The sequence below is a fragment of the Paenibacillus agri genome (assembly GCF_013359945.1).
Taxonomy (GTDB): Bacteria; Bacillota; Bacilli; order Paenibacillales; family Paenibacillaceae; genus Paenibacillus_AQ; species Paenibacillus_AQ agri.
Window position 1 is genome coordinate 66,887 of sequence record NZ_JABWCS010000214.1, and the last position, 12,440, is coordinate 79,326.

5 protein-coding genes are annotated in these 12,440 nt (G+C 54.3%); 4 read left to right on the forward strand and 1 reads right to left on the reverse strand.

The window, feature by feature from the left end; translation table 11 throughout:
• Nucleotides 1-59: 59 nt before the first annotated feature.
• On the reverse strand, nucleotides 60-1,046 hold the full coding sequence (locus tag HPT30_RS18505) for a Na/Pi cotransporter family protein (protein WP_175372832.1): 987 nt from the start codon (nucleotides 1,044-1,046) through the stop codon (nucleotides 60-62).
• Between the two features lie 93 nt (nucleotides 1,047-1,139).
• Here HPT30_RS18505 and HPT30_RS18510 point away from each other — a divergent pair, with 93 nt between their 5' ends.
• The 4 genes from HPT30_RS18510 to HPT30_RS18525 all read left to right on the forward strand — a co-directional run bounded on the left by HPT30_RS18510 (nucleotide 1,140) and on the right by HPT30_RS18525 (nucleotide 12,433).
• The gene (locus HPT30_RS18510; RefSeq protein WP_175372833.1) at nucleotides 1,140-2,543 is read left to right on the forward strand and encodes a class I SAM-dependent rRNA methyltransferase; all 1,404 of its coding nucleotides are present in this window, start codon (nucleotides 1,140-1,142) and stop codon (nucleotides 2,541-2,543) included.
• Between the two features lie 690 nt (nucleotides 2,544-3,233).
• Nucleotides 3,234-4,304, forward strand: a complete 1,071-nt coding sequence (locus HPT30_RS30080; RefSeq protein ID WP_175372834.1) for a helix-turn-helix domain-containing protein — start codon at nucleotides 3,234-3,236, stop codon at nucleotides 4,302-4,304.
• 339 nt (nucleotides 4,305-4,643) lie between these two features.
• Complete coding sequence (addB, locus tag HPT30_RS18520) at nucleotides 4,644-8,171, forward strand: helicase-exonuclease AddAB subunit AddB (RefSeq protein WP_175372835.1); 3,528 nt, start codon at nucleotides 4,644-4,646, stop codon at nucleotides 8,169-8,171.
• On the forward strand, nucleotides 8,168-12,433 hold the full coding sequence (locus HPT30_RS18525) for a UvrD-helicase domain-containing protein (RefSeq protein WP_175372836.1): 4,266 nt from the start codon (nucleotides 8,168-8,170) through the stop codon (nucleotides 12,431-12,433). The genes addB and HPT30_RS18525 overlap by 4 nt, the downstream gene beginning before the upstream one ends.
• Nucleotides 12,434-12,440 lie beyond the last annotated feature (7 nt).

The following is a 12,440-nucleotide window of genomic DNA, read 5'->3' on the forward strand; positions in this document are numbered from 1 at the left end:
AGTATAATAGTACAGCGACAGCAGAAGTGCCGGTAAAGTGTATGTCATGGTACTGCTTGTTAGGACTGGAACCGGGTCTCCAGCCTGGACCATAACTGCAGGTAGCACAGTGGCAGAACAAGTGCCGAGCAGACGATGTTGAAAATAGTCTGGGCGTGTGCAATCTGTGCGCCAGAGCCTCCGCCAATCCAGGCGGAAAGACTCTGCAGCGGGCCGATGAGCGGCAGGAACAGCAGTGCACCGCCTACGTTGAGTGCCACATTCGTCCAGGCAACGAAGGTTCCGGCAATGGAACCGCCGATGGATGCGATCACGGCTGTGACGCATGTGCCGACATTCGCGCCCAGCACAATGGCAATCCCCACCTCGGTTGGCAAGGCCCCTGAGGTGGCAACGCCGATGGCCATGCCAATGACAGCAGCGCTGCTGTGTACAAGCGCGGTCAGGCAGGCGCCGGCAACGATGCCCCACAGGGCGCTTGTGGCCGCATGATCCAGGAACCACCAATACAAGCCGTTCTCCTGCAGTGCTGGGCCAATAGACTGCATGACTTTGATGCCCCATAGGACGAGCGAGAAACCGGTGATAGCCAGGCTAATGTATTGGAGCGGCGTGGATAACCGCCGGAGTGATGACGCTGCAGGATGGTTGGACGACAGCTCGCCCATGATGACCGCAGCCCCCCACAGGCTGAGCGAGACGGCCAACAGTGGCGAAGAATAAGAGCTGATCTGCAGTCCGATCAGTTCTGTAGTCAGGGAGGTGCCGATGTTGCTGCCGAGAATAATGCCCAGTGTGCGGGCATAGGTGAGCAGCCCGGCATTCACCATACCGATCGTCAGCACGGTGACGGCGGTGCTGCTCTGCAGCAGGGCGGACAGCAGACTACTGGCTATCATGCCTTTTAACGGTGTAGCCGTTGCTTTATTCAGGCCGGCCTTCAGCAGCGGACCGGCCAGCCGGGACAAGGACTTCTCCATCAGCTTCATACCGGCTAGAAAAATGACAAGACCATATATGACAGGGAACAACAGATCACGGATCATAACAACATGCTCCTTTGACTGGGGTTGTACACCAATATATGAAAGTAGCGCAGTGGACATGTATAAAACGATAAGATCAAGGAGTTGAAGTCATTGGCATCAGTAATTTTGGAACGCAGCCGTAAAAAAAGACTAGAGCAGGGCCATCCATGGGTATACGGCAGTGAAGTGGCCTCGGTGGAAGGAGAGCCACAAGCTGGCAGCTTGGTCGATATTATGAATCATCAGGGCCGGTTTCTGGCATCAGGATACTATAACCCCGCTTCGCAGATCCGGGTTCGGGTGGTCTCCCACCAGCATCTCGAAGAAATGGACACAGCATTCTTCGTGGAGCGGTTTACGAACTGCCTGCGGCACCGGAATCGCTTCCTTCCCGGCGCAGACGCATACCGGTTAGTCTATGGCGAAGCCGATTTTCTGCCGGGACTGATTGTGGACCGGTTCGGGGACGTTCTGGTCGTGCAACTGCTGACGCTGGGTATGGACAAGCGGCGGGCAGAGATTGTAGAGGCGCTGGTGCAGGTGATGGCACCGCGCGGGATTTATGAGCGCAGCGACGTTAGCGTTCGCGAGCTTGAAGGGCTGGAGCAGGTAACCGGGCTTCTTTACGGGGAATGTCCCCGTCATGTGACGGTTACCGAGAATGGCCTGAAGCTGATCGTAGATATCGTGGAAGGCCAGAAAACGGGCTACTTCTTCGACCAGCGCGAGAACCGGGCCTCCATTGCCCCGCTAATGACAGGCTGGGGGGAACGCAGCGGCATCACGCTGCAGGAAGTTGATGCTGAGGATGGCTCACGCCAGGTGCTGCCGGTTAACAAAAGCGGCAAGACCGTGACCTTCCCATACTGGGACGGGGCTACAGTATTAGAATGCTTCTCGCATACTGGAAGCTTCACCCTTCATGCCTGCAAATACGGCGCTAAGAAGGTGACATGTCTTGACGTGTCCGCCCATGCTATTGAAAGCGCCAAGACTAACGTGGAGCTGAATGGATTCAGTGACCGGGTGGAATTCGTGGTCGACGACGCGTTCCAATACTTGCGCAATCAGGTGAAGGGGCTGGAAGAACGCTCCGAACGTGCCACCGCGGGGGCGGGGCAGGATGCCTCTGGCGCCAAGACGGCCAAGGCTGATACTGCCAAGCCGATGACCGCTGGCGGCGGCCGGACCTTTGACGTGGTCATTCTGGACCCGCCTGCTTTTGCCAAGACAAGAAGCGCCGTAGCAGGAGCTTGCCGCGGATATAAGGACATTAACTTGCATGGCATGAAGCTGGTAAACGAGGGTGGATATCTGGTAACGGCAAGCTGCTCTTATCACATGCAGCCGGATCTGTTCCTGGAAACCATCGGGGAAGCAGCCAAAGATGCCGGTAAAGTGCTCAGACTGGTAGAGTGGCGTGCCGCTGGCAAGGATCACCCGCAAATTCTCGGTGTGGATGAAGGGCATTACCTGAAATTCGCGATCTTTGAGGTGCGGAGCAAGAGTAATTAATTCTCCTGTTAGGTACGTTGGAGGGGTAATCGGACCTTTGACTTGAAAATGGAAGCTGCCCCTGTAGGCAGAATAAGAGTGTCGAGAATGTCTACGGACTTTTCGACACTCTTATTTTTATGTGTGGAGACTTCACACGGAGGAGTGTGCTAAGAGCTAGAAGGAACGAAAGGGAAGAGTTGGAACTGTAGGAGCGAATGCGCCCGCCTGAAAGCTTTTCGTAGAAAAGCTGGCATCGAAAGCATAAGCTTTAGACAGATTTCAACAGCAATATAGTTTGAACTTAAAAATCTAACGTCCTGGGTGGGTGAAATCCTTCGTATACGAGGGCGTAACTTGGTGTATCTTGTGTAACCCGCGTTCGAGCTTAAGAGGAACTTTAATAACAGGAAAATATACCGTTAAAAAGTTCCTTTCACCGTATTTGTCATAAATAAAGGGAATTTCTCCCGTTAAAAAGCTCGTTTATCCCTCAATTAGCTAGTAATGAGGTGATTAACAGGAGTTTTTCCAGTTGTTTGTAGAAAAGGAGCCGTTTTAATGAAAATAACAGGAGTCATTCCCGTTATTCGAATCACTGTAGTGAAGACCGGGGCTTAAGTGAGAATCTTAAGTTCGTTTTATATAATTGATAATAGTTCTCATTTACGTATATAATGAACCCAAAGCAAGAGGAAGTGGGGCTAAGGGATGGAACATAATGCGAATATATACGGATATGAAAGAATAGATGCTAAAAAGACGCTTGCCTGTGAAGGGTTCAGTCATACCTACCGCCTTGATGGAGGTCATTTCGAGATTAAGCCCCCGGAAGAGATTGGAGCTGGGGCCTGCCGCAGCCTGCTCACCCGCGGTAATATTCAGATGACTAACTTCAGCCTTACTTTTAACAGAGACATACAGGCTAACGGAGAGTTCAACTCCCCGCGGACAGAGCTGGTGTTCTGTCTTGGGCACGGAATTGAATGGGGCACTTCGCTGAAGGGAGATAACTTTGGCATTGACACAGGGCAGAGCGCTCTGCTGTATGGCGGAGTACGGGCTGAGAATTGCCAGTATGTGCGGGATGCCAATTATCGTTTTCTCAGCATGGATATGAGCCCGGAGCAGTTCAAGCGGATGACGAGCGGGCTGACCGAGGAGGAACGGCTCCGTTTTACCGGGAATGAGGCCGTGTTTTTCAACAAAAATAAGATTACGCCTGACATCCGGCTTGTTCTGTCACAAATTTGGAAATGCCCCTATAGCGGAGGTGTTAGGGAGCTTTATTTGGAAGCGAAAATGCTGGAACTGTTCGCCGTCTACCTCAATGAATCGCTGTACGAAGCGGAGCGTATTCCGCAAACTGTCCGGCTCTCCAAAGACGATATGGCCAGCTTGCAGAAGGCAAGGGAGATTTTACAGCGGGATTATATCGAACCACCGACACTAGCAGCACTGGCCCGGAGTATTTGTCTCAATGAATTCAAGCTCAAAAAAGGATTTAAGGAGATGTTCGGCTATACTGTGCATGCTTATGTGATTGAACAGCGGATGCAGCAGGCTCGTCATTTGCTGGAGCAAGGCAGCCTGACCGTGACAGAAGCCGCGTACCGGGTAGGATACGGAAATGCCAGCCACTTTGCAGCCGCATTCCGCAAAAAATTCGGGGTTCGGCCCGGAGAATATGCCATTCGTTCCCGAGGTGCAGGTCCGAACAGGACAGGGTGGCTAGCTGACGATGACCAAAATGAGGATTTACCCGGATTGCTCCCTTTTTGATTCATAGTAATTCCATAAGGAGTAGAGCCGTCAGGAATCCAGCAGCTTCCGCATAGAGGTTTGACCACCACCTTGGCCCCGCACCGCGGCCGGGAGGCGCACGCGGTGTGGGTTATCATTTGTTTGTTGTTACAAGAGCTCGCCGTATCTACCAGATGCGGCGGGCTTTAGCGCGTTTTACATAGAAAGCTGGCTGCGATGTGCTGCACAGAACAGTTGTAAAACATTTGAAGATCATCCAAACGTATGTTCCGAATGGAGGGGGATATGGTATAATGTTGGGACGAGTAAGTGACTGTGAGTTACACTTTTGTTTTGCCATGGGAGGAGTCTTTATTTATGTCGATAACCTTTTTAACCGGACGCTCGGGCAGCGGTAAGACAACTAAAATACGGGAGTCGATATCCTCTCAGCTGGCGCAGGAGCCGCTTGGTGCGCCAATCATTGTGCTTGTACCGGAGCAGGGGTCCTTCGGGGCCGAACGGGGCCTGCTCACTGCGGGTGGTGCCAAGGGCAGCATCCGCGCCCAGACCCTGAGCTTTTCGCGGCTGGCCTATCGGGTAAGGCAGGAAACGGGAGGCAGCGCAAGTCTTCCGATTAGTGAAGAAGGCAAGAAGATGCTTATTTATAAAATCATCAGCCGCCGCAAGGAAGAACTGAAACTGTTTGGACCCTCCTCGGACCGTCCGGGCTTTGTGGAACGGTTGAGTCAGCTGCATACCGAATTGAAGCGCTGCTGTATCGGTTCTAATGATCTGAATGAGCAATTGTCCAGTATGCGTGACTCTATCGGTAACAGCCCCATATTGGCAGGCAAGCTGGAGGATTTATATATCGTATTTAGCGATCTGGAGCAGGAGATGTCACAGCTCTATATGGACGAAGAGGACCGGTTGGTTGAACTGGCCGAGCAGATTCCTTTGTCATCCTATGTCCGTGGTGCTGAAATTTGGGTGGACGGCTTTCATGGTTTTACCCCTCAGGAATTCAAGGTGCTGCGGGAACTGATGCTGCACGCCTCCAGCATGACAATATCGCTTACGCTGGACAAGTCCTATCCATCCGGCGGGGGGCTGCATGAGCTCGACCTGTTCCATCCGGCTGCAGTAACGTATATCAAGCTCCGCGGTATGGCTGAGGAACTTGGGCTTGAGGTTTGGGACGAGCCACTGTCGCCTCCTGTGTTGCCCCGCTTCAAAGATAGCCCTGTGCTCGGCCATCTGGAGCAGGGGTATGACCGCCGCTTGGGCTGGAAAGGCCAACAGGATGCCGTACAGTCCATTACCATTGGCGCTGCTGTCTCACACAGGGCTGAAGTGGAGGGGGCCTTGCGAGAGATGCTCAGACTGGCACGGGATGAGGGTGCCAAATACGGTGAAATGGCGGTATTCATGCGAAACATCGGCGATTATGAATCGCTGGTGTCCCCGCTGTTCAACGATTACAAGATCCCTTTCTTCCTCGATCAGAAGGTGAATGAGCTGCATCACCCGCTGGTGGAATTTGTTCGCTCCGCACTAGATGTGGTGAGGCGTCGTTGGCGCTATGAAGATGTGTTTCGCTGTGTGAAGACCGGACTGCTTCTTCCGGACGACGGAAGCCTGACTAACGAAGACATGGACAATCTGGAGAATCATGTGCTGGCCTGCGGTATTCAAGGGTATCGCTGGACGGACGGACGTCCCTGGAGAGGTATTCCCAGCCTTTCGCTTGAAGGCAGTAGGACTGTAGACGAAGAATTGTTGTCCACGATGGAGAGATGTAGAGCAGCCATTGTTGGCCCCCTGGGGGATTTTGAGAAACGGGTGAAGAAAAGCCGTAGCGGAGAAGACCTCTGCCGGGCAGTGTACTCTCTTCTTGAGGATGCAGGTACCGCAGGCAAGCTGGAAGAGATGAGCGCCCAGGCGCTGAAATCGGGAAAGGCAGCTAGTGCTCGTGAGCACAGTCAGATCTGGAGTGCGGTGCTTGATCTGCTGGATCAGATCGTGGAAATGATGGGCCAGGAGAAATTGGAGTTTGCGATGTTCGCGGGTGTGCTGGAGACGGGTCTGGCTGAGCTGAAGATGGGGCTGGTGCCACCGGCTCTGGATCAGGTTCTCGTAGGCAGCATGGACCGGACGCGTACTTCGGGTGTGAAGTATGCTTTTCTCCTTGGGTTCAATGAAGGTGTCGTTCCGGCACAATTCAAAGAAGACGGCATTTTGTCCGAGGGAGAGCGTGGGATACTGGAGAGCGTCGGCCTGGAGCTTGCACCCGGGGCTTCCCGCAAGCTGCTTGACGAGCGCTTCCTGATCTACAATGCACTTACAACAGCAAGCCATAAGCTGTGGATCAGCTATGCGACTGCTGACGAAGAAGGGAAAGCCCTCCTGCCGTCTGAAGTGATTCGTCATTTGCAGCGGATGTTCGAGGGCAAACTGACAGAACGTCAGCTTCCGGTTAGTCCGCCTGCGGTGTCAGATGAAGTAGCCCAGGCTGTGTTACCCCTGCATATGGACTTTATCGGAGATCCGGAACAAAGCCTGCGTATCTTGATGTTGCAACTAAGACAGTGGCGGCAGGGTGCCGACATCCCGTCTTTCTGGTGGGATGTCTATAACTGGTTCGCTTCTGGTACAGAAGGGGAAGCGAAGAAGCTTCGCCTGAAGCGGCTGCTGGGCTCGCTATTCTACCGCAATGAAGGTATTCAACTGAAACGGGGAACCAGCCTCAGACTGTACGGCGGTTCTACGCTGCGTGGTAGCGTATCCCGGATGGAGAAGTTCTCGGCTTGTGCGTTCTCTCATTTTGCCGCGTACGGCTTGCGGCTCAAGGAGCGGCAGATGTACAGGCTCCAGGCCCCGGACATCGGGCAGCTGTTCCATGCCGCCCTTAGTGAAATGGCGCAGCGGCTGCAAGAGCAGGGTCGTGGCTGGGCCAGTCTGACGCCGGAGGAATGCCGGCGCGAAGCCGGGGAGACGGTGGATCGCCTGTCGCCGCTGCTTCAGGGCGAGATTCTCCTCAGTACGAAGCGGTACGGTTATATTACCCGCAAGCTGAAAAGTATTGTGGGCCGGGCTTCCGTAATCCTGGGTGAACATGCCCGCCGGGGCAGCTTTGAGCCGGTCGGTCTGGAGCTTGATTTTGGACCGGGCCAGGATTTGCCTCCCCTGCGGATTACACTGCCCAACGGCTGTGTGATGGAAGTAGTCGGGCGGATTGACCGGGTGGATAAAGCGGAAGGGGAGAACGGCATTCTGCTGCGTGTAATTGACTATAAGTCCAGCCAGAAGGACCTTAAGCTCCACGAAGTTTATTTCGGTCTGTCGCTACAAATGCTGACCTATCTTGAAGTGCTGTTGACCTATTCCGAGGAATGGCTGGGTAAGCCGGCACTCCCGGCAGGCACGCTTTATTTTCATGTCCATGATCCGCTGCTCTCTTCGTCTAACGGCATGAACCGCGAGCAGGCGGAGCAGGAACTGCTGAAGCGGTTCAAAATGAAGGGTCTGCTGCTGGCTGACCGTGAAGTCGTATCCTTGATGGATACTACACTCGACAAGGGGCATTCAGCGATTGTTCCAGTGGCGGTAAAAAGCGACGGCAGCTTTTACAGCAGCGCTTCTGTAGCCACGCCGGAGCAGTGGGGCCAACTGCTGTCCTCTGTAAAAGGGACGATAGCGGAGATTGGTACCCGGATTACAGAAGGGGACGTGGCTATCCAGCCCTATCGGATTCAACAGGAGACGGCGTGCACGTTCTGCTCCTTCAAACCGGTGTGCCAGTTTGATGAGAGTATTGAAGGCAGCGGATATAACCACCTCAGCAAGCCGGGGAAAGATGACATTTGGGACCTGCTGTCCCGCAAAGGAGGATTGACGCCGTGAATAAGAGGCCAGCTATAGACAATAAGCCCGAAGGCAGCATTTGGAGCGATGACCAATGGCGCGCCATTGCGGAGAGCGGCGATGATATCCTGGTCGCGGCTGCGGCAGGTTCCGGAAAAACGGCAGTGCTGGTCGAACGGATTATTCGCAAAATCAGCCGGGAAGAGAATGGCTTCAGCGTAGACAGGCTACTGGTTGCTACGTTCACCAAGGCTGCTGCTTCGGAGATGCGGCAGCGGATTCGTGAGGCGCTGGACCGTGCTCTGGAGGAAGATAGCGGGAATGAGCATTTGCGCCGCCAGCTGGCTTTGCTCGGAAGAGCTTCTATTACGACTCTGCACTCCTTCTGTCTGGAGGTAATCCGGCGTTACTATCAATTGATTCCGATTGATCCAGGCTTCCGCATTCTGAATGAGCATGAAGCCGAGATGATGCGTCAGGAACTGTTGATGGAGCTGCTGGAAGAGAAATATGGCGAGACCGGGGAAGATGGCGGGGACAGTGTGTTCGTGGCACTGGCCGACTGGTTCAGCGGCGAACGCACGGATGACGCAGTACACGCGCTGATCCAGCGGCTGCATGATTTTGCCCGCAGCCATCCGTGGCCGGAGCAGTGGCTGCGCGATACGGCAGCGGATTTCTCGCTGCCGGATACGGAGAGCTTGGGGCACACACCATGGGTGCAAAGCATCCTCGCAGAGGCGAAACTAGCCTTGGACGGTGCGGCTAGCCAATTGCTGCAGGGCCGGGAAATAGCTCTGCAGCCGGGTGGACCTGCCCCATATGCAGAGAATCTTACGGCAGATCTGGACATGGTGCAAGGCTTGCAGGCCGCTTTAAGTGAACGGCCCTGGGCTGAGCTGTATGAGGCGTTCCGCGGCGTAAGCTTCGGAAAGCTGAAGCCGTGCAAGAAGGATGCCACAGATCCCGGGCTTCAGGAGATGGTCAAGGAGCTGCGGGAGAGCGTCAAGAAGACCCTATCCGAACTTCAGAATGCCCTGTTTGGGCGTCCAGCGGAATCCTTTCTTGCCGAGCTACATGAAGCGGCGCCACTGATGAAGGAACTGGCAGAGACGGTTATAGCCTTCGGTGAGCGCTATCGGTTGGAGAAAGCCGGCAAAGGGCTGGTAGATTTCAGCGATCTGGAGCATTATTGCCTGCAAATTCTCCGTCACCCGGACTCGCAGCCGGGCCACTCCATGCCCTCCGATGCGGCGATGGAATACCGTGCCCAGTTCGATGAAGTCCTGCTCGATGAGTATCAGGATACGAACAGCGTGCAGGAAGAGATTGTTCGCTTGATTGCCAGGGAAGCGCCGGGGAACCGCTTCATGGTTGGCGATATGAAGCAAAGTATCTACCGGTTCCGCTTGGCGGAGCCGGGTCTATTCCTGGAGAAATACCGCAGCTTTAGCAGTTCGGGAGGAGCTCCTGTAGGGTTAGCGGACGGATATCCGGCAGATGGGGATCAAGCTGAAGGAGATCCTTCGATCAGTAACTCTGGGGGAATGGTCATTGACCTCGCCCGGAATTTCCGCAGCCGGATGGAGGTCGTGAATGCCGTGAATATGATTTTCCGGCAGATCATGAATGCGACAGTGGCGGAGATCAACTATGATGAGCGGGCCGAGCTAGTCTATGGTGCTGGCTTTCCGGGAACGGAAGGCAAGGAGGCCGATCTGTATTTTGCTCCCGAACTGCTGCTGATTGATCGTGGTGCTTCAGGTGCCAGTAAGTCGGAAGAAGAGCCTGGCGACGGGGAAGCAGCGCCGGAGAGCGAGATCATCGAGAGTGAGACAGCGCAGCTGGAAGCACGGGCTATTGCCCGCAGAATCTCAGTGATGACCGGGATGAGCGGCGGATCGCCAATGCTCATCTACGACAAAGGCCTCAAAATGATGCGCCCGGTGTCATACGGAGATATTGTAATTCTGCTGCGATCAGCTAGAATTTGGACACCACTGATGATTGAGGAGCTTCGGATGGAGGGTATCCCTGCTTATGGCGACCAGAACAAGGGATATTTTGAAGCGACAGAAGTAGAGATTGCGCTCTCGCTATTAAAAGTAGTGGATAATCCGCGGCAGGATATTCCGCTGGCGGGTGTTCTACGCTCGCCTGTAGTGGGTTTAAGTGAAGAAGAGCTGTCCGCAGTACGCCTGTGCAGTCACGGGACATTCTATGAAGCTGTGCAGGCTGCAACAACGCTGCCGATAGCAGGTCAAGCTGAGATTGCCGCAACGATGCTGCCGATGACAGAGTCAGGTCAAGCTGAGATTGCCGCAACGATGCTGCCGATGACAGAGTCAGGTCAAGCTGAGATTGCCGTAACGGCGCTACCGTTGGCAGGGTCAGGTCAATCTGAGATTGCGGACGCTCTCGGCAATCCGGTGGAGCCTAGGGCTTCCGTGGAAAAACTGGACCACGTTGACGATGTGGATAGTCAGTTGACCATTCAGGAATTAGCTGCAAGTCAATCTGTTCGTGACCTGGCTCCGGAGCTTATAGCCAAGCTCAAACATTTTCTGGATCAACTGGAGAGCTGGAGACTGGCCGCCCGTCAAGGTAGCCTCAGCGATCTGATCTGGCGCATCTATGGGGAAAGCGGGTATTTGGAGTGGGTTGGCGGTCTGCCTGGCGGTGCCCAGCGGCAAAACAACCTAAAGGCTCTGTATGACCGGGCTGTTCAGTATGAGCAGGATACTTCGGCACGCGGATTGTTCCGTTTCCTGTTGTATATTTCCCGCCTGAGGGAAAATGGTGGCGATTTAGGAATCGCGGGCGGCAGTGGCGAAGAGGGTAGCGGGGTCAGAATTATGACCATTCACAAGAGTAAAGGGCTGGAGTTTCCGGTTGTTTTCCTGGCTGGTATGAACAAGGCCTTTAACCGCCAGGATTTACATGCCCGGTTTTTGATGCACAAGGAGCTGGGATTTGGTCCGCGTTTTGTGGATCGGGAGACGAGGGTAACTTATCCGACGCTGCCTTATTTAGCGATTAACCGCCGTTCAAGGCTGGAGCTGTTGGCTGAAGAAATGCGTGTACTCTATGTGGGACTAACCCGTCCGCGGGATAAAATGATTCTGGTCGGTACGGTTCGCGACTTGCCGCGCAAAGTTGCGGGCTGGAGTGCTATGCAGGGCCGGGAGGAGCTGCTGCTGGCAGACCATCTGCTGGCCCGGGGGCGCAGCTATCTCGATTGGGTTGGCCCTGCGCTGATCCGCCATCCGGGCGCAGCGATCCTGCGCAAGCTGTCCGGCTCGGAAGGTACAGTATCCACAGTGCTTCATGGCGATACCTCCCACTGGAGTATTCATGTAATGGATTCCAATGGACTCAGTTCAGCTGCATTTTCTGCTAAAGATGAGGACGGTGAAGCGGGGGCAGAGCGTGAGCTGGCGCTTGCGGCATTGCAGGAAGGTCAGCCAATTCCTTCTTTTGGGACAGAGGCGGAAACCGAGATTGCTGGCAGACTTAAATGGACCTATCCATATGCTGCGGCTTCCCGCATACCCGCCAAGACATCGGTTACGGAGCTGAAAACGCTGCTGTCCATGCAAGAACAGCCATCTTATGATTTGTACGAGGACCACAACAGATCTGGCGGTGAAGCAGATGCTGTTGCTAGTTCGCCATACCGGGACAGTTTGCGCTTGCGGCGTCCCAAGTTCATGGAGCGGCGGAGTCTTACCTCTGCTGAACGGGGAACGGCCTATCATACGGTGATGCAGCATATTCCATTGGATGCAGCGGTGACTCGGGCTGTGGTGGAAGAAACATTGGCCCGGCTGCAAGAGGTGGCAATTTTGACGCCGGAACAGGTTGAAATCATCGATGTCGATCAAATTGCAGCGTTTTATGCTACCGAGCTTGGAAGCAGGTTGCTGGCATCGGAGTGGAACCGGAGGGAATTACCGTTCAGTTATATGGTCCCTGCTGATGAGGCTTATCGGGGGCTTGGTCCGCTGGATGAAGCCGTCTCGGGACTCCTGTCATCAGACGCGGATGCGGCATTGCTTGAACGTGAAGAGGTACTGATTCAGGGGGTTATCGACTGCCTGTTTCGTGAGAATGGCAGACTGATTTTGCTGGATTACAAGACGGATTCCGTTCTGGAGCATCGTGGGGGGCTGGAAACACTGAGGGAGAAGTACCGCTTCCAGCTAGAGTTGTATAGCAAAGCCCTGAATGATATTTTGGGAGAAAGCATCAGTGAAATCTGGCTGTATTTCTTCGACGGCGGGCATCCTGTGCGGCTTTGAAATCTAG